The following is a 17,388-nucleotide window of genomic DNA, read 5'->3' on the forward strand; positions in this document are numbered from 1 at the left end:
ATTTGATCACGATAAGTGTCAAATTAAGCGAAATAATCGCAGTCATAAACTACATGGAATAGGAACAACGCTATGCCAAAAATTTTACTTGTTGATGATGATGTAGATTTAACCGAATTACTGGCAGAACTACTTTCTTTAGAAGGTTTCGACCCTGATGTTGTACATAATGGTCAAGAAGCTTTGGATAAGTTGGAGCAAAAACACTACGACATTATGTTACTTGATGTCATGATGCCCGTATTAAATGGCATTGAAACGTTAAAGCAAGTTCGCCAAAAATACGATCTTCCTGTTTTGATGCTTAGTGCAAGAGATGACGAAATCGATCGTGTCCTTGGCTTAGAATTAGGGGCTGATGATTATCTTCCAAAACCGTTTAATGATCGTGAGTTAGTTGCTCGTATTAAAGCGATTTTACGCCGAACAGCAAAAGATATACCTGAAGGCAGTGAACCTGTTGATGAAGAACGTAAACTCCTGCAATTTGGCGGAGTGGAATTACATCCAGGTCGTCAACAAGCCATGTTTGAAGGTAAGGACCTTGACTTAACAGGAACTGAATTTGCACTACTCCAAATCTTAATGCAACACCCTGGTGAGATTCTTTCTCGTGAATTATTAAGTCTTGATATTTTAGGCAAACGCTTAACACCTTATGACCGTGCGATTGATATGCACATTTCAAACTTACGGAAAAAACTCCCTGAACGTAATGACAATCTACCTTGGTTTAAAACATTACGAGGTCGTGGTTATTTACTTGTTACTGAAAAATAAATATGACAAATTCCCTCGAAATAATTTCGGGGGAATTTTTTCTCTTACTAACGAGATTTTTTATGTTTTATTTGTGGAATAAATTCAAAGTATTACGCAATTATTTTGCTTTTCAGATCTTTTCCTATTTCTTCATTATTTTCTTTTCCCTGCTTAGTATTGTACTTGTTCTGCCTTATTTTGACGCACGAACATTTAATCCTATTGAGGAAAAAGAATATACTTTTTTTAGTAATGAAACACTTAATGCTCGTTTAGAATTTAATCTTGATGAAGTTTTCCGCCGAAACTTATCGCTAAAAACCCAAAATGGCTACGATGTTATTTTATTAGAACCACAAAGCAACATTGTGAGCGGAATCAATTCTGAACATCTCAACGCATTCCGAGCCTTTACCTTCCAAGCCAATAACCCTGGTCATCCATTACAACGTCGTTTTGGTTCTGTTGAAATGTACGGTCCTTTTATTACAGGATCAACAGATCGCCACTACTTGCAATACTTCATTGATAAAGTCGATCCACAGCAAGAAATCATCAACCTATTATTCGACTATCCTACTTTCATGTTGATGTTGCTCGTTATCATTTGTGCCCCTATTCTACTTTGGTTCTCTTGGCAAATTGCTAAACCCGTTAAAGCACTACGGTTATCCGCAGATGCAGTGGCAACAGGGGATTTGAGTGTGAATCCCAAACTTGAAACGGAAGGAGTGAATGAACTTCGCCAAGTCGGTATCAGTTTTAATCAAATGGTAAAATCGCTACAAAAACTCACCAGTTATCAACAGCGATTATTATCTGATATTTCCCATGAACTCAAAACACCGCTCACACGAATTCAACTTTCCGTATCACTATTACGCCGTCGTAATGGCGAATCGAATGAGCTAACTCGCATTGAAAATGAAATACACAAATTAGATACAATGATCCACGACTTACTTTCTCTTTCCAGACAGCAAGTCAATCATCACTTGCATCGAGAAATTTTCAGTATCAACAAAATTTGGGAAGATGTCTTTATTGATGCAAAATTTGAGCTTGGACAGAATAATTTAATGCTGAATATTCACCAGCAAATTCAAAACCCAGAAAATTACCACATCAATGGCAATGTATCATTACTCGCCAGTGCGGTTGAAAATGTGATTCGGAATGCGAAAAAATATGCGAAGCGACAAATTAATGTGATCAGCTACATTGAAAATAAAGAACTGATTTTTATCGTTGAAGATGATGGGGTTGGCGTGCCACCAGACCAGTATGAAGAAATCTTCCGTCCATTCTACCGAGTTGGCGAGGATCGTGCCCGACAAACAGGCGGTACTGGTTTAGGGCTTGCGATTGTGGCAAATGCGATCCAACAGCACAAAGGCACGGTTAGTGCGGGTAAGAGTTTGCTGGGTGGATTACGCATTAAAATCCAGCTTCCGCTCTGGTCTGAATAGTTCTACAAGCGGTCAGTTTCAGCAAAAATTTTGCAAATTTTTCGAAGAAACTGACCGCTTGCTGCATTTGCAATTTCCGATTTCATCCCCATATTCGCCCAATTATTTCACCCTTTAAGGAAAGCAAATGACTTCATTGCACTGGCAACTCTCTTCGGATTATCGCAACGCCCTCTCGTCCAATTTTTATGCGGATGTTACTCTGGCGGTATTTCCTGATCCGCAAATTCTCTTATTTAATCAACCGCTTGCCCAAGAACTTGGCTTATTAAAAGCCAATGAACATACCAATCTCGCCCAACTGGCTGATTTACTGGTGGGAAACCGTTTCCCTGACGGTAGCCAACCCATTGCTCAAGCCTATGCAGGACACCAATTCGGGCGGTTCAATATGTTAGGCGATGGGCGTGCAACACTACTCGGCGAACAGCTCACACCGCAAGGAGAGAAAATCGATATTCAGCTCAAAGGCAATGGGGCAACGCCCTACTCTCGCCGTGGCGATGGCAAAGCCGCCCTTGCACCAATGTTACGGGAATATCTGATTAGCGAAGCGATGAATGCATTGCATATTCCCACCACTCGCAGCTTAGCGGTGGCAACAACGGGCGAAAAAATTTATCGGGAAACGGCATTAGACGGTGCGGTACTCACCCGCACGGCAGCAAGTCACATTCGTGTGGCAACCTTTCAATTTGCCGCGGCATTTGCCAATCCACAGGAACTGAAAGCCTTGGCTGATTATGTGATCGCTCGTCATTTCCCTGAAATATCCAACGAAGACCAAAATCCCTATCTGCAATTATTGGCAAAAGTGATTGACCGCCAAGCTCAACTGATCGCCCAATGGCAGTTGGTCGGTTTTATTCACGGGGTGATGAACACCGATAATATGACCATTTCAGGCGAGACCATTGACTACGGCCCTTGTGCGTTTATGGATCATTACGATCCGCAAACGGTGTTTAGCTCAATCGACCTTCGTGGACGTTATCGCTACGAAAACCAACCACCGATTGCCGAATGGAATTTAACCCGTTTTGCAGAAGCCTTACTGCCATTGTTTAGTGATGCACAATCGGAAGCGATCGAACTCGCAACACAACGATTAGCAGAATTTGAACCACGTTATCAACACTATTATGCGGAAGGTATGGCGAAAAAATTGGGACTGTTTGCCGTTGAAGAAGGTGATCAGGCACTATTTGACGAACTGCTCCGCCTAATGCGAATCAACCAAGCAGATTACACTAACACTTTCATCGGGTTAACCCTTGAAATGATGGGCGAAAAACGGGTACTGGACGGCACACAAGCGGTCTTTTCCAGTCCATTTTTTGCAAGTTGGCAAGCAAAATGGCAGGCTCGATTGGCAAAAAAATCGCAATCAAAAGCGGAAATAATGGCGTTGATGCAAACCACCAATCCCTTTGTGATCCCCCGTAATCATTCAGTGGAAGATGCCTTAGCACAAGCAACGCAGGGCAATCTACAACCGTTTCAGCAATTACTGATCGCTTTACAACAGCCATTTGATTACAATGCCGATGTCGCACATTATCAACACGTGCCAGAGCCAAATAGCCATTACCAAACATTCTGTGGCACTTAATTTGCAAAAAATTGGCAACATCTCACCGCTTGCCTATTCAAAAAGGACGAAAAATGCTCACAAATTTACAACTTGAACACATTCTTGATGAAAAACTCAACAGCAAAGCGATTGCCGACTATGCCCCAAATGGCTTACAAGTGGAAGGCAAACGGGAAATTCGCAAAATCATCACCGGTGTAACGGCGTCGCTACCGCTGATCGAACAGGCGATCGCTCACAACGCTGATGCCATTTTGGTGCATCACGGCTATTTTTGGAAAAGCGAAAACCCATGTATTCGCGGAATGAAAGGCAAGCGAATCAAACAATTATTGGTCAATGACATCAATTTATTTGGCTATCATTTGCCGTTGGATATTCATGCAGAACTTGGCAACAACGCCCAATTAGCCAACATGATTGGCGGGCAAAATTTACGTGGATTAGAAGAGAGCCCGAATTCGATTCCAATGATGTGCGAATTAGCCCAACCGATTTCTGCAACGGAATTAAAGCAAAAATTGGAAACGGCATTGCAACGTAACGTCACCCTGTGTGATGAATTTATTACGGACTTCCCGCACAAAATGATTAAAACCGTCGGCATTTGTAGCGGTGGCGGGCAAGGCTACATTGACTTAGCCGCCGCCAAAGGTTGCGATGCCTTTATCAGTGGAGAAATTTCCGAGCAAACAACCCACTCTGCCCGCGAACAAGGCATTTACTACTTCGCCTGCGGACACCATGCTACCGAGCGAGATGGCATTAAAGCCCTTGGCGAATGGTTGGCAGAACATTATGCTGTTGATGTCCACTTTATTGATATTGATAACCCTGCATAGTTGAGATGAAAATCGTCATTGCACCAGACGCTTTCAAAGAAAGCCTAACTGCAAAAGAAGTCGCTCAAGCCATTCAAACAGGATTTACGCGTGTTTTTCCTGAAGCTGAATTTGAGCTTATTCCGATGGCTGATGGCGGTGAGGGCACAGTTCAATCATTAATTGATGGCACAGGTGGGCATTTGCAAAAAGCAAGCGTGATCTCACCGCTTGCATTGCCAACCGAAGCCATTTGGGGGCTATCTGGCGATAAAAAACTCGCCATGATTGAAATGTCTGCGGCATCGGGCTTGCATTTAGTCCCTACAGATCGCAGAAATCCACTTTATACAACCAGTTTTGGAACGGGCGAATTGATAAAAGCCGCCTTAAATGCGGGTGTGGAGAGCATCTTGCTTGGCATTGGAGGAAGTGCAACTAACGATGCTGGCGTGGGAATGTTGCAGGCCTTAGGGGCAAAATTCATCAACAAATCAGGCAAAGAAATCGGCTTTGGTGGACTGGAATTACTGAATATAAATCATATTGATTTAAGCCAACTTGATCCCCGTTTACAACAAGTACAGATTGAAGTCGCTTGCGATGTGACTAATCCGCTCTGCGGTAAAAATGGAGCCTCTGCGGTATTTGGACCACAAAAAGGAGCTACGCCAAGTATGGTGAAGCAACTCGATCAAGCACTTTCGCATTTTGCGGGCATTGTACAAACGCAATATCACTTAAATATTGCCGATCGCTCAGGATCTGGAGCCGCTGGTGGTATGGGTGCAGGGTTGCAGTTACTTCCGAATGTACAACTGAAATCAGGTGTAGAAATTGTGATTGGTGCCACACAGTTGGCAAAGAAAGTCCAAACGGCTGATTTAGTTATCACTGGTGAAGGACGAATGGATGCACAATCTATCGCAGGAAAAACGCCCATTGGCGTGGCTAACGTCGCGAAACAATTTGGAAAACCCGTTATTGCCATTGTGGGTTGCTTAAGCGACGATTACTCACTTGTTTATCAACACGGAATTGATGCCGTTTTCCCGATTATCCGACAATTAGGATCTCTTGAACAAACGCTCTCACAAGGGCAAGAAAATCTCGTTTCATCTGCTGAAAATATCGCAAGACTCTGGAAAATCTGCTCTCAATTCCCAAAATAAATGGATAAGAATGCAACAATTTTGTGATCTAGATCGAAATTTTAACATCTGCTCGTTGAGAAAATCTTGATTTACATTAAGATTAGAAAAACTTACACAACAAGGGAGTTCTCTTATGGAAATCGGCATCGTAAAATGGTTTAACAATGCAAAAGGATTTGGTTTTATTACCTCTGAGGTCTTTGACGGCGATATTTTCGCACATTTTTCTGTGATTGAAGGAGATGGTTACCGTTCACTTAAAATGGGACAAAAAGTCCAATTTGAGTTTACTAACAGTGATAAAGGTGCATCCGCCTCTCGCATCGTACCTATCGTAGAATAATCCACCCTATACAAGCGGTCAGATTTGAAGAAAGTTTTGCAAATTTCTGAATAAATCTGACCGCTTGTTTCATTATAGCCACATTGCATAATTAACAACATTTTGAACCCGACTTAATAGGAGGAGTAAATAATGAAACTATTTCCTACCAATAATTTAGTTTCTGTCATCAATGTTAGCAATTACAACAGCTCACTCGCTTGGTATCAAAAATGGCTAGGTGAGCCCAATGAAATACCAATGGAGGGCGTGGCAGAATGGCGTATTGCTGATAATGCTTGGCTACAGCTTTCTGCAGGCGAACCAGTGGGAAACGCTACCGTAGTTATCGGTGTGGACGATGTATCCGACTGCCGAAACAAACTTATTGCTGTAGGTATTGAAGCAAGAGAAATCGTGGATTGGGACGTGGTGCTAGTGTGCGACTTAACTGACTTGGAAGGCAATACTATTTCTTTAGTACAGATGAAAGAATAGTAGAAAATTGCTCTTAATCGATTTCTTATGTCCACATAAGTGCAATCGTTCAAATTTTTTATGCTAGAATCCACACCTTTCTACCTATTTGAGAGATAAAATGAAAAAAATCGAACGTCTGTTTGCCAACAATCATGCATGGGCAACCCAAATGAAAGACGAGCAATCAGACTATTTCAAACAGTTAGCTGGTCATCAAAAACCGAGCTATCTCTGGATTGGTTGTTCAGATAGTCGAGTACCTGCAGAGAAATTGACCGGTTTAGAGCCAGGTGAGCTTTTTGTCCACCGCAATGTGGCGAATTTAGTGATTCACACCGATTTAAACTGCTTATCTGTTGTGCAATATGCAGTCGATGTGCTTGATATTGAACACATTATTATTTGCGGTCATACCAATTGTGGGGGGATTAAAGCCGCAATTGGTACAGAAGACTTTGGGCTCATCAATAACTGGCTACTACATATCAAAGATTTGTGGTTCAAACACAGCCACTTGCTTGGTAAACTGAATTCAGACCAACGTGCCGATATGTTAGCTCGCCTTAATGTTGCCGAGCAAGTGTATAACTTGGGACGTTCATCCATTGTGGATGCTGCTTGGAAACGGGGTAAAACGCTTTCTATTCACGGTTGGGTTTATGATGTAAATGACGGTTTTTTAATCGACCAAGGGGTAATTGCCACTAGCCGAGAGTCCCTTGAAATTACCTATCGCAATGCCATTGCAAAGCTGCTGACACAAGCAGACGAACTTTGTGCACAAAACGAACAAAATGCCGCATAAATGACAGAAGGGAACATCACTGTTCCCTTTCATTTGCAAAAAATTGATCAGATCTAACCGCTTGTTACAGCACTTCCCAACTCAAATTGGAGATCAAACGGCAACGATCACATTTAAAATAAAAAATATCGTGCAACGGCTCAGACAATTTCCAATCACCATGGCAGCTTGGACATTTGCGGTTTTGTTCCAACTCGGTATCTGTGCCTAAACGGTAGAGATAATAAAAAGTAGGGATTTTTGTGCTATTTTCGACAGTGCGTGCCAACGCTCTGCCCTGCTGGCTCAACGGGCTTTCAACATCAGAAATTTCTGCTAACGCTTGTTGTTCCAATGCTCCGCCGTTCATTTGCAACTGGTCGCAGGCTTGCCAATTCTCTTGCCAATGAATTAATGTTTCACTCAATTCAGGTTCCATGCCAAGTTGATATAGTGGCACTGGGCAAAAATCATTGCCGTTATACAGTGGCGAGCAGCTATCCAAATGGGTTGTGTATAACAAGTAAAAATCCGCAGACTGTGAACTCGTTTCTTCAGCGTTATAATCCCGTCCAAGCAAGGTAAAAAATTCAAAGGAAATACCCGCTTGCTCCGCTTGGCTCAAGGCTTCATTCACCCATTCATTATTCCATTTTGGCAGTAAGCTATCTTGTGCAGGCAATGCCACTCGCACCTGAAATTCACTGTGAATTTCTTGCTGATGGTGAGTAACACCCATTTCTCGCCCTATCACTTGTCCATTAATTCGCCACTGATTGAGCACTTGGTTTATCAAGGTCACAGGATCTTGCTCAAAATTTTGATAGCTAAAATGCGCGATCGCTTGATACATTACGCCTTACTCTCCATTCTTTCTGCTCTTGCTTCAGCACACTCTTTTTGCACAAAACTAGTTGGCTCTTGATGAATAATCACTTCTGATAATGGGAACGCATCAAGCAGTTTTTGCTCAAGGCTATCAGTAATATCGTGAGCAACGATCAGCGGAAGATGGTCATCCAACTCCAAATGCAGTTGAATGAATCGCACGGCACCCGCTCGGCGAGTTCGCACATCGTGAATGCTGATAATACGAGGATGTTCAAGTGCAATCGTCCAAATGCGATCAACTTCTTCCTGTGGCAAGGCTTGATCGAGCAATGATTGCATCGCATCCCAAAACATTCTACCTGCGTTATACAGAATATAGATCGCAATACCAATCGCAAAAATGGCATCGGCATAAATGAAGCCGTTTATATTTAATATCATTGCGATCAAAATTGCCGCATTCATATATAAATCCGTTTGGTAATGCAATGAATCCGCTTGAATAGCAGGACTACCCGTTAGCTTGACGACCTTGCGTTGATACCACACCAATACCGCTGTCATCATAATTGAGAGCACGCTAATCACAACCCCGATTTCACTACTCTGGACAAATTCAGGTTCAGTCAAACGCTGTACACCTTGTAATAAAAGAAAGGCTGCAGAGCCTGTGATAAACGCACTTTGTGCTAACGCTGCTAATGATTCTGCTTTACCGTGACCGAAAGCGTGATCGTCATCGGCTGGTCGAAGGGCAAAACGGAGCACTAAAATATTGGTGATCGAAGCAAATAAATCGACTAAGGAGTCTGTCATTGCGGCCAAGATCGCCATTGATCCCGTTTTCCACCAGGCAAATGCTTTGATCATAATTAAAGCACCCGCCACAACAATGGCTAACATCGCCGCACGATTTACTAACTTTTCGTAAGATTGTTCCATCATTTTTCCATTATTGGCAGCTAATTTGCCACGCTAATTTGGCAAATTGCTGGGCTAATTCACGAAGAGATCCTTGGTAGGCACTAAGGCTTTGCAAATTGTTTGCGGGAACTGACCGCTTGTCAGAGAACTGCATCTGCCCAAAGCCACAAGTTAAATTCCGACCGCGTGAAACCTCCAACAAGACGTCAGGAAAACGTGCCGTTGGTGGGTAAATCACTTGGCTACGCAACTCATTCTGTTCGATCACCAAATTTGCTTTTGTTCTCGATTGCTTCGCAAAGGCATTTTGACGTAATGTTAAACGCTCTTCTAATGACTTATTTGCAGCGTTTTTATCTAAAAATAGCAAAATACCCTGCTGCCAATTTTCAGGATTTTTCTCACTTTGGCTCGGTAAGTAGAGTAACTGCTGCATCTCATCAATTTGATTATGAGTCACTTTTTGATAACTTTTTCCTTGAAAATCAATCTGTTCCGGTAACTTAAACTGCGACTGTGTTATTGAACAAGCGGAAAGAAAAAGAGAAAGAAGCACAAACACGATAGAATTCTTCTGCCGCTTGCTGAGAAAACTAAGCTTGCGAGAGAATTGGCGGAAACAAGCGGTTACTTTTTCACAAAGTTTTACCCATTCATAAGTGCCCTCTACTCCGCCTACGGCGGTACTTTCTCTGCAAGTGGAGGCAGCATTTAATGTCATCACTGCTCTTCCCTTTTAAACACCAACTCTGTTGCCGTTGAAGCCTCTTCATCAAACCAATAACCGCCGTAATTAAAGTCTTTGAGTTGTTTAACTGAAGTCGGTTGAGTTTGGAGCATAAAACGCACCATCATTCCTCGGGCTTTTTTAGCATAGAAACTGATGACTTTAAATTTGCCATTTTTTTCATCTAAGAAAACGGGTTTGATGATTTGAGCGTTGAGCTGGCTTGGCTTCACCGCACTGAAATACTCATCAGATGCGAGATTAACCAAAATATTATCCCCTTGCTCATCAATCGCTTGCTGTAAATGTTCGATAATGACGTTGCCCCAAAACGCATAGAGATCTTTCCCCTGCGAGTTTGCCAATTTCGTGCCCATTTCCAAACGATACGGTTGCATTAAATCCAACGGTTTGAGCAAGCCGTATAGACCTGACAACATTCGCAAATGGCGTTGGGCATATGCAATTTCCGTTTTGTTCAACGTTTCTGCTTCTAGCCCAGTATAAACATCGCCTTTGAATGCAAAAATCGCCGCCTTGCTGTTTTTTTCCGTGTGTTCGACTTGCCACTCAGTAAAACGAGCCACATTCAATGCTGCCAGTTTATCGCTGATTGACATTAACGAGCCCACTTCAGTAGGCGATAGCTGTTTGCAAATCTCAATAAGTTGTTGGCTATATGTTGTTAATTCTGGCTGTGAAAAGGTAAAACCGTCAATTTTCGTTTCAAAATCAAGCGTTTTAGCAGGGGAAATGATGGCTAGCATTGAGAAATCCTGAATAGATATAAAGGTAGGCAATTATAGCAAAAAAGAAAAAGGCAGGAAAATTCCTGCCTTTCTTAAAAACGAAAATAAAATTAACGTTTTGAGTATTGTGGACGACGACGTGCTTTGTGTAAACCCACTTTTTTACGTTCAACACGACGAGCATCACGGGTAACAAAGCCCGCAGCACGTAACGCTGGACGTAAAGTTTCGTCGTATTCGATCAATGCACGAGTGATACCGTGACGGATTGCACCCGCTTGACCAGAAATACCACCACCTTTAACTGTGATGTAAAGGTCTAATTTATCAGTTAATTCAACTAACTCTAATGGTTGACGAACCACCATGCGAGCGGTTTCACGACCGAAGTAAACTTCTAAAGAGCGTTGGTTGATGGTAATGTTACCACTGCCCGGTTTGATAAATACACGAGCTGAAGAGCTTTTGCGGCGACCTGTGCCGTAGTTTTGATTTGCTGCTGTCATTTTAATGCTCCGTGATTAGATATCTAAAACTTGTGGTTGTTGTGCCGCATGGTTATGTTCAGAACCTGCATACACTTTTAACTTACGGAACATTGCACGACCTAATGGGCCTTTTGGCAACATACCTTTAACCGCAATTTCAATCACTGCTTCTGGACGACGAGCAATCATTTCTTTGAAGGTTGCATTTTTGATACCACCTACATAGCCAGTGTGCCAGTAGTAGATTTTATCAGATTCTTTTTTGCCTGTTACTGCTACTTTGTCCGCATTGATCACGATGATGTAATCGCCTGTATCAACGTGTGGAGTGTACTCAGCCTTGTGTTTACCACGAAGACGACGTGCTAATTCAGTAGCTAAACGACCCAAAGTTTTACCTGTCGCATCTACTACATACCAGTCACGTTTTACTGTTTCTGGTTTTGCTACAAAAGTTTTCATTAATTAAATACCAAATTAAATAGTTTTAAACCCAATATCCGAAGATATTACCTAACGGTAGAATCCGACCCCTTCGAGTCAATTCTGACCAACATTGTACAGCGGGAAAACCATACAAAAACAGGGTGGCAGAATTATACAGATTTTCTACACCAAAATCTAAGATTTTTTTCATCTTTTTTGGAATTTGCGGTAAAACTCAAATTTTTAAAAATTAATCTCAAAATAGACTTCTCAAGAAAAATAGAAAATGGTAGAAATGGCATAGTTTTATCGCAAAAAAGGAGTGTCATATGGAACATTGGTCAAATGAAATTTGGTTAGCAATTGTTTCTGCATTTTTAATCGGATTTATTTTAGGCTATGTTGTCTTGCGAGCAACAAATGCTAACGTGCAAAAGCAACATAAACTGGAACAAGATTTAAAATCCGCGGCAGAAAAAATTGATCAGCAAAAAGATCAATTAGAGCAACACTTTCAACAATCTGCAGCACTGCTTTCTACGTTAGCGGAAGATTATAAAAAACTTTACACTCATTTGGCGAAAAGCTCAGAAACATTGTTGCCTGATGATGCTCAACAGAAAATCGAATTTTTCAAACAACCACAAATTGAAAATAAACCTGCAAAAGATGATCAACCGAAAGATTACTCTGAAGGTTCGTCTGGTTTGTTGAAATCTTAATCATATCAAATAACAAAAAATGGCTATCGGTTGATAGCCATTTTTTATGACAAGCGGTGAGTTCCGCTCAACGTTTTGCAAATACTACTGAATAGCTCTACATTCAGGCTCATAAGGATCTTCAACCTTTTGTTTTTTTGCCCATACAACACTATCAGTACAAAGCTCTCCTGTATGCTTATTGATTTGATAATTCATCAACTTTGGTGCTGTTGCAGGATCGCCGCCACACTTTTCATTATGTTTTTCAAAAACACTCACACTGTAATAAGGCAGTGTTAAATCGCTCTCATCTTCAATAAAGAAAACACATTCCAAGGGAATTGGCAATAATTCATTTTTCTGTACCGATTTGACGACCATATCCACCGCTTGATCGACATTTTCAACTGCTTCAGCAGACACCGTTGAGCAACTCAATACACCAAATAACAAAGCCCATTTTTTCATCATTGTACTCCAAGCCAAAAAACATCATTGCTTACATTTTATCTCAAATTATTATCTAGGACTATCGCAAACATTGCCTTCATCTTTCAGAAAGTCATAAGAAAACGAAAGATAAGGCATAAAAAATGGGGCTTTCGCCCCATTTCTTGTCTCTTGATAATGTCGAAATTATAGGAATTTCGCTTTTAGTTCTTTCACGACTTTTTTCTGTGCATCAGTTAATGATTTGGTCATTGGCTCACGGCAATAGCCTGCTTGTACGCCTTCTTCCTCTAATAAACCTTTGATAGTTTGATATAAACCGTTGCCTAAGATGCCTTCGATTAAATCGTTGGTGACGTTTTGGATTTCGAATGCTTCTTTGATTTTGCCTTGTTGTGCTAATTCAAAAATTTGACGAGCACGCACACCGTTTACGTTGAAGGTTGAGCCGATTGCACCATCTACACCTAATACCGTTGCTGGTAACATCATTTCATCGAAACCTGCGTAGATTAAGTGGTTCGGGAAGGCTTTGCGTAAACGCTCTAATAGGTAGAAATCACCCGCAGTAAATTTCACACCAATGATTTTCGGGTTCTCAAATAATTCTGCGAATTGTGCCACACCGATGTTTACGCCCGTTAAGAATGGGATTGAGTAAACGATCATTGGGCTGCCGGTTTCACGAATGATGGTTTCGTAGAAGTTTTTGATTTCTGGGAAGCTGAATTTGTAGTAGAACGGGGTTACCGCTGAAAGGCTGTCGTAGCCTAATTCGGTTGCATATTTACCAAGCTCTACCGCTTCTTTTAAATTTACGCTACCAACTTGTGCGATTAATGCGATCGCATCACCTGCTTCGTCTTTTGCAATGCGGAAGATCTCTTTTTTCTCTTCCGTTGAAAGCATAAAGTTTTCGCCCGTTGAGCCGCCTACATATAAGCCATCGACTTTCATCTTATCGATGTTGTGGCGGATAATTTGGCGTAAGCCTTTTTCGTTGATAGTACCGTCTTCATTAAATGAAACGAGTAGTGCACTGAAAATACCTTTTAAGTTTTTCATTGGGATTTCCTTTGATTGTCAATGTTAAGTTGAAAAATACTATTCTGCTCGCGACTGCGAGGGAAAGTGCCCTGCGAAGTAAGGGGATTTGCAAAAAATCAGAAAAATCTAACCGCTTGTAAGCCCCTCCCCGCCGTTGGCGGTACTCCCCCCACTCAGTTGGGAAAGAATTTAACTATTTAATCCACTGCTCCAACACGCTCAGCGTTTTCTGTTTTTGTTGGATTGCTTTGGTTGGTTCCGCTTTAACAAGCAAGGCATAAATCAAATCCAATACAAAAAGTTGGGTCATTTTGGTTCCGATGGAGTCGCCTTGCATATGCCCTTGGCGGTTGCCGTTAATCAATACATAATCTGCCACTTCGGTGATCGGTGAGCGTAAATTATGGGTTATCGCAATACACGTTGCGTTGTTTTCTCGAGCAATACGTAATGCTTTGGTGGTTTCTTCTGAATGCCCCGAATGGCTAATTCCAATTACTACATCGCCTTTTTTCAGCAACGATGCCTGCATATACATAAAATGATTATTAGTCACAGCATCCGTTTGCATACCAATACGCATTAATTTATGTTTGGCATCTTCTGCCGTTAGCCCCGATGAGCCAACACCAAATAAGAAAACTCGCTTCGCTCTACGCAATTCATCAACCACTTTTTCTAGCTCGGTAAAATTAAGCAAATTGATGGTTTCTGAAATAACATTATTGAGTGTTGCCTGTAATTTTATGGCAATTTCACGGGCGGTATCCGTTTCTGATACATCCGTATCCAATAATGTATTGCTCTCTTTTTCTTGAGTCGCCAGTTCAATGGCTAAATCTAATTTAAAATCGGTATAGCCTTTAAATCCAAGTGTGCGACAAAACCGAATAAAAGTGGCTTCACCAACATCTAACTGTTTTGCCACATCCGAAAGAGAGCATTGGCTGAGCAAATCAGGCTGAGACAAAATGGCATTCGCGATTTTCTTCTCTGTTTTAGTTAAGCTATTTTGTAATGCCCCGATCGTATCTAAAATTTTTCCAGGAGCTGACATACTGCCTCCTTATAAAAGTTCAACAGGCACTTTCACAACTAGTTTTTTCAACACTTTATCGCCCGAAACAGAAACGCCTGGTTTATGTGGCTCATTTGGTAAGAAAATAGCGAACATTTTTGGACGAAGGACAACCACATTTTTATGTTCCACTTCTGGCGTAAGTTGGTAGTCATCTTGTTCATTATATTCAGTATATAGGGCTAAATTTGGCTCTGTCACACTGTATTCGATCGCTTCTTCTCCAGAAATAAGCACTTGAATATCAATAAATTTACGATGTAATTCCGCTTGTTTTGTTTCAGCCGCTGCCGTGGTGAATTCCATCACATTCATTTTGATACCGTCTTCAAGCTCTTGCTGCCCAAGTGGTAAATTGGCCAAATCTAGGCTGTTTACCTTGTGGCAAAAATGAGCCAATACTGGGGGTAATGAACGTGCAAAATCATCACGAGTTAAGTCGCCAAATAACATAATGACCTCCGTAGATCAGGCAATATGTCTTATTGACTATATTGCTCCATAAAGACAAACGTTAAAGAAGATATGCTCCATAGATTAAATATTTCTATGTAAAATAACAAGAGGAAAAAGAAAAAAATGAGAGATAGATCACGCTTTTAAAATAAAAATTTACTTTCAGAGAAAACTCTTTCATGAAGGGAAATAGAGCCTAGTTAAATTAAAAGACTGAACTCGTATAATTTGAGTTCAGCCTCCCAATAATATTGCTAAATCAGTATTAAATTCTCTTTTAGTACAATTCAACCTAAGACTTATTCGACTGTGCTTTTATGCGAGCCACTTCTTCGTCTCGCAGAACACGACGGAGAATTTTACCCACGTTACTTTTCGGTAGTTCATCACGGAACTCAATATCCCGCGGGATTTTGTAGCCTGTGAGATGTTGACGACAATGATTCCGCAGTTCTTCACGGGTTAGGCTTTCTTCTTTTTTGGTGACATAAACTTTAATGCTTTCGCCCGATACCTCACTTGGAATACCAACTGCCACCACCTCGTTCACTTTTGGATGAAGGGCAACAATATCTTCAATTTCATTTGGATAAACGTTAAAGCCAGACACAATAATCATATCTTTTTTACGATCAACGATGCGTAAATTAAGATCATTACCAAATTCTACGATGTCTCCCGTTGCCATCCAGCCATCTTTGATGACATCTGCTGTATCTTCAGGGCGTTGCCAGTAACCTTGCATCACTTGCGGGCCTTTCACCCATAATTCACCTCGCTCACCTTGCGGCACTTCGTGGCCAGCATCATCAACAACACGAATATCGGTATTTGGAACGGGCACACCGATAGAACCTGAGTATTCCACCGAATCGTTACGAGTGGCGGAAATCAGCGGCGAACATTCAGTCATTCCGTACCCTTCAATAATGTGACAGCCCGTTGTTTTATGCCAACGCTCTGCCACTGCACGTTGAATCGCTGCCCCACCGCCAACGCTTAAACGTAAACGTGAGAAATCGACTTCTTTAAATTGGGAATTATTCAGTAATGCATTAAATAGGGTATTTACGCCTGTAATTGCAATCACACGATATTTTTTCAGCTCTTTCACAAAACCAGGGATATCTCGCGGATTAGTAATCAACAACCCCGTAATACCCAGTTCCACGAAAAGTAGACAGTTCACCGTTAAAGCAAAAACGTGATACAACGGCAAGGCAATGACAGCAATTCGCTCGCCATTGCCTGTTACTAATGGATAAGCTACCCATTTTGCCTGCATCACATTCGCCACCACATTGCGATGAGAAAGCATCGCCCCTTTTGCTACCCCCGTGGTACCGCCCGTGTACTGTAAGAAAGCCAAATCGCTCGAACGCAAAATCGGCTTCACATATTGCCGCTGTTTACCGATACTCAACGCCTCACGGAAACTGACGGCATTTGGTAGCTTATATTTTGGTACGAGTTTTTTGACGTATTTCACCACGAAATTGACTAATGTCCGTTTACCAAAGGAAAGTTGGTCGCCCATTCGGGTTAAAATTACGTGTTTAACTTGCGTATCAAACACCACTTTTTCGAGAGTGGCTGCAAAATTTGACACCACCACAATCGCTTTTGCCCCGCTGTCGTTGAGCTGGTGTTCAAGTTCTCGTGGGGTATAAAGTGGATTCACATTCACCACCACTAAACCTGCACGCAGTGCACCGAATAACGCAATCGGGTATTGCAACAAATTCGGCATCATCAACGCAATTCGCTCGCCTTTTTCAAGCCGCAATTCATTTTGCAAATAGGCAGCGAACGCTCGGCTACGCTCTTCTAATTTACGATAGGTCAGCACCTTGCCCATATTAATATACGCTGGAATATCTGGATGACGCTGCACCGCCCGTTCAAACATTTCCACTAGGTTTTCATATTGATCAGGATTGATCTCACGAGCTGCCCCCTCAGGGTAATTATCAAACCAAATCTTTTCCATTGTTTACTCCTTAAATAGGGCAATTATGTTATTGCTCACTCTTAAATTAGATAACTGTCCCTCCCCCACTTGCGGAAAAAAGGTTAGGAAGAGGTAACATTTGTAAAAATTTATAAAAATGTTACCGCTTGT

20 protein-coding genes are annotated in these 17,388 nt (G+C 41.6%); 9 read left to right on the plus strand and 11 right to left on the minus strand.

Features of this window, described 5'->3' with window-relative positions:
- The first annotated feature begins 72 nt into the window (after window positions 1-72).
- The 8 genes from A4G17_RS08265 (at window position 73) to can (ending at window position 7,407) form a co-directional block, all read left to right on the plus strand.
- On the plus strand, window positions 73-780 hold the full coding sequence (locus A4G17_RS08265; RefSeq protein ID WP_123956057.1) for a response regulator: 708 nt from the start codon (window positions 73-75) through the stop codon (window positions 778-780).
- A gap of 62 nt (window positions 781-842) precedes the next feature.
- Window positions 843-2,231 (plus strand): envelope stress sensor histidine kinase CpxA, encoded by a 1,389-nt coding sequence (gene cpxA, locus A4G17_RS08270; protein ID WP_123956056.1) that lies wholly within the window; start codon window positions 843-845, stop codon window positions 2,229-2,231.
- Window positions 2,232-2,358: 127 nt separating this feature from the next.
- On the plus strand, window positions 2,359-3,843 hold the full coding sequence (locus tag A4G17_RS08275; RefSeq protein ID WP_123956055.1) for a protein adenylyltransferase SelO: 1,485 nt from the start codon (window positions 2,359-2,361) through the stop codon (window positions 3,841-3,843).
- A 53-nt stretch (window positions 3,844-3,896) separates the two neighbouring features.
- On the plus strand, window positions 3,897-4,667 hold the full coding sequence (locus A4G17_RS08280) for a Nif3-like dinuclear metal center hexameric protein (RefSeq protein WP_123956054.1): 771 nt from the start codon (window positions 3,897-3,899) through the stop codon (window positions 4,665-4,667).
- Between the two features lie 5 nt (window positions 4,668-4,672).
- A complete protein-coding gene (locus A4G17_RS08285) occupies window positions 4,673-5,818 on the plus strand; it encodes a glycerate kinase (protein ID WP_123956053.1) in 1,146 nt (381 codons plus the stop codon).
- A 115-nt stretch (window positions 5,819-5,933) separates the two neighbouring features.
- Window positions 5,934-6,143 (plus strand): cold shock domain-containing protein CspD, encoded by a 210-nt coding sequence (gene cspD, locus A4G17_RS08290; RefSeq protein ID WP_123956052.1) that lies wholly within the window; start codon window positions 5,934-5,936, stop codon window positions 6,141-6,143.
- A 132-nt stretch (window positions 6,144-6,275) separates the two neighbouring features.
- On the plus strand, window positions 6,276-6,620 hold the full coding sequence (locus A4G17_RS08295; RefSeq protein WP_123956051.1) for a VOC family protein: 345 nt from the start codon (window positions 6,276-6,278) through the stop codon (window positions 6,618-6,620).
- 100 nt (window positions 6,621-6,720) lie between these two features.
- Window positions 6,721-7,407: a carbonate dehydratase gene (can, locus tag A4G17_RS08300; protein WP_123956050.1), complete on the plus strand. Its 687-nt coding sequence runs from the start codon at window positions 6,721-6,723 to the stop codon at window positions 7,405-7,407.
- Between the two features lie 64 nt (window positions 7,408-7,471).
- Here the strand turns inward: can and A4G17_RS08305 are convergent, their stop codons facing one another.
- From A4G17_RS08305 to rplM, 6 genes are all read right to left on the minus strand, one after another.
- The gene (locus A4G17_RS08305) at window positions 7,472-8,239 is read right to left on the minus strand and encodes a Zn-ribbon-containing protein (protein ID WP_123956049.1); all 768 of its coding nucleotides are present in this window, start codon (window positions 8,237-8,239) and stop codon (window positions 7,472-7,474) included.
- Window positions 8,239-9,159 (minus strand): cation diffusion facilitator family transporter, encoded by a 921-nt coding sequence (locus A4G17_RS08310; RefSeq protein ID WP_123956702.1) that lies wholly within the window; start codon window positions 9,157-9,159, stop codon window positions 8,239-8,241. The genes A4G17_RS08305 and A4G17_RS08310 overlap by 1 nt, the downstream gene beginning before the upstream one ends.
- Before the next feature lie 10 nt (window positions 9,160-9,169).
- A complete protein-coding gene (locus A4G17_RS08315; RefSeq protein ID WP_123956700.1) occupies window positions 9,170-9,706 on the minus strand; it encodes an ABC transporter ATPase in 537 nt (178 codons plus the stop codon).
- A 155-nt stretch (window positions 9,707-9,861) separates the two neighbouring features.
- Window positions 9,862-10,635 (minus strand): peroxide stress protein YaaA, encoded by a 774-nt coding sequence (yaaA, locus tag A4G17_RS08320; RefSeq protein ID WP_123956048.1) that lies wholly within the window; start codon window positions 10,633-10,635, stop codon window positions 9,862-9,864.
- Window positions 10,636-10,727: 92 nt separating this feature from the next.
- Complete coding sequence (gene rpsI / locus A4G17_RS08325; protein WP_123956047.1) at window positions 10,728-11,123, minus strand: 30S ribosomal protein S9; 396 nt, start codon at window positions 11,121-11,123, stop codon at window positions 10,728-10,730.
- Window positions 11,124-11,138: 15 nt separating this feature from the next.
- A complete protein-coding gene (rplM, locus tag A4G17_RS08330) occupies window positions 11,139-11,567 on the minus strand; it encodes a 50S ribosomal protein L13 (protein WP_123956046.1) in 429 nt (142 codons plus the stop codon).
- A gap of 293 nt (window positions 11,568-11,860) precedes the next feature.
- Here rplM and A4G17_RS08335 point away from each other — a divergent pair, with 293 nt between their 5' ends.
- Window positions 11,861-12,253 (plus strand): Z-ring associated ZapG family protein, encoded by a 393-nt coding sequence (locus tag A4G17_RS08335; RefSeq protein ID WP_123956045.1) that lies wholly within the window; start codon window positions 11,861-11,863, stop codon window positions 12,251-12,253.
- Window positions 12,254-12,337: 84 nt separating this feature from the next.
- Here A4G17_RS08335 and A4G17_RS08340 read toward each other — a convergent pair whose 3' ends face one another.
- The 5 genes from A4G17_RS08340 to fadD all read right to left on the minus strand — a co-directional run bounded on the left by A4G17_RS08340 (window position 12,338) and on the right by fadD (window position 17,256).
- Complete coding sequence (locus A4G17_RS08340) at window positions 12,338-12,706, minus strand: hypothetical protein (RefSeq protein ID WP_123956044.1); 369 nt, start codon at window positions 12,704-12,706, stop codon at window positions 12,338-12,340.
- A gap of 165 nt (window positions 12,707-12,871) precedes the next feature.
- Window positions 12,872-13,750, minus strand: coding sequence for an N-acetylneuraminate lyase (gene nanA / locus A4G17_RS08345; RefSeq protein ID WP_123956043.1), 879 nt, complete (start codon window positions 13,748-13,750; stop codon window positions 12,872-12,874).
- 175 nt (window positions 13,751-13,925) lie between these two features.
- Window positions 13,926-14,789, minus strand: a complete 864-nt coding sequence (locus A4G17_RS08350; RefSeq protein ID WP_123956042.1) for a MurR/RpiR family transcriptional regulator — start codon at window positions 14,787-14,789, stop codon at window positions 13,926-13,928.
- Between the two features lie 9 nt (window positions 14,790-14,798).
- The gene (gene nanQ, locus A4G17_RS08355; protein ID WP_123956041.1) at window positions 14,799-15,263 is read right to left on the minus strand and encodes an N-acetylneuraminate anomerase; all 465 of its coding nucleotides are present in this window, start codon (window positions 15,261-15,263) and stop codon (window positions 14,799-14,801) included.
- Between the two features lie 295 nt (window positions 15,264-15,558).
- Window positions 15,559-17,256, minus strand: coding sequence for a long-chain-fatty-acid--CoA ligase FadD (gene fadD / locus A4G17_RS08360; RefSeq protein WP_123956040.1), 1,698 nt, complete (start codon window positions 17,254-17,256; stop codon window positions 15,559-15,561).
- Between the last annotated feature and the right edge of the window lie 132 nt (window positions 17,257-17,388).

Origin of the sequence: Frederiksenia canicola (genome assembly GCF_011455495.1) — a bacterium.
GTDB lineage: Bacteria > Pseudomonadota > Gammaproteobacteria > Enterobacterales > Pasteurellaceae > Frederiksenia > Frederiksenia canicola.

Excerpts from the sequence above, each read along its gene's own strand:
- nanA (WP_123956043.1), bottom strand. The coding sequence starts at position 13,750 with ATGAAAAACTTAAAAGGTATTTTCAGTGCACTACTCGTTTCATTTAAT.
- A4G17_RS08275 (WP_123956055.1), top strand. The coding sequence starts at position 2,359 with ATGACTTCATTGCACTGGCAACTCTCTTCGGATTATCGCAACGCCCTC.
- A4G17_RS08265 (WP_123956057.1), top strand. The coding sequence starts at position 73 with ATGCCAAAAATTTTACTTGTTGATGATGATGTAGATTTAACCGAATTA.
- fadD (WP_123956040.1), bottom strand. The coding sequence starts at position 17,256 with ATGGAAAAGATTTGGTTTGATAATTACCCTGAGGGGGCAGCTCGTGAG.
- A4G17_RS08335 (WP_123956045.1), top strand. The coding sequence starts at position 11,861 with ATGGAACATTGGTCAAATGAAATTTGGTTAGCAATTGTTTCTGCATTT.
- A4G17_RS08340 (WP_123956044.1), bottom strand. The coding sequence starts at position 12,706 with ATGATGAAAAAATGGGCTTTGTTATTTGGTGTATTGAGTTGCTCAACG.
- nanQ (WP_123956041.1), bottom strand. The coding sequence starts at position 15,263 with ATGTTATTTGGCGACTTAACTCGTGATGATTTTGCACGTTCATTACCC.
- A4G17_RS08350 (WP_123956042.1), bottom strand. The coding sequence starts at position 14,789 with ATGTCAGCTCCTGGAAAAATTTTAGATACGATCGGGGCATTACAAAAT.
- yaaA (WP_123956048.1), bottom strand. The coding sequence starts at position 10,635 with ATGCTAGCCATCATTTCCCCTGCTAAAACGCTTGATTTTGAAACGAAA.
- A4G17_RS08310 (WP_123956702.1), bottom strand. The coding sequence starts at position 9,159 with ATGGAACAATCTTACGAAAAGTTAGTAAATCGTGCGGCGATGTTAGCC.
- cpxA (WP_123956056.1), top strand. The coding sequence starts at position 843 with ATGTTTTATTTGTGGAATAAATTCAAAGTATTACGCAATTATTTTGCT.
- A4G17_RS08285 (WP_123956053.1), top strand. The coding sequence starts at position 4,673 with ATGAAAATCGTCATTGCACCAGACGCTTTCAAAGAAAGCCTAACTGCA.
- rpsI (WP_123956047.1), bottom strand. The coding sequence starts at position 11,123 with ATGACAGCAGCAAATCAAAACTACGGCACAGGTCGCCGCAAAAGCTCT.
- can (WP_123956050.1), top strand. The coding sequence starts at position 6,721 with ATGAAAAAAATCGAACGTCTGTTTGCCAACAATCATGCATGGGCAACC.
- rplM (WP_123956046.1), bottom strand. The coding sequence starts at position 11,567 with ATGAAAACTTTTGTAGCAAAACCAGAAACAGTAAAACGTGACTGGTAT.
- A4G17_RS08305 (WP_123956049.1), bottom strand. The coding sequence starts at position 8,239 with ATGTATCAAGCGATCGCGCATTTTAGCTATCAAAATTTTGAGCAAGAT.
- A4G17_RS08280 (WP_123956054.1), top strand. The coding sequence starts at position 3,897 with ATGCTCACAAATTTACAACTTGAACACATTCTTGATGAAAAACTCAAC.
- A4G17_RS08295 (WP_123956051.1), top strand. The coding sequence starts at position 6,276 with ATGAAACTATTTCCTACCAATAATTTAGTTTCTGTCATCAATGTTAGC.
- cspD (WP_123956052.1), top strand. The coding sequence starts at position 5,934 with ATGGAAATCGGCATCGTAAAATGGTTTAACAATGCAAAAGGATTTGGT.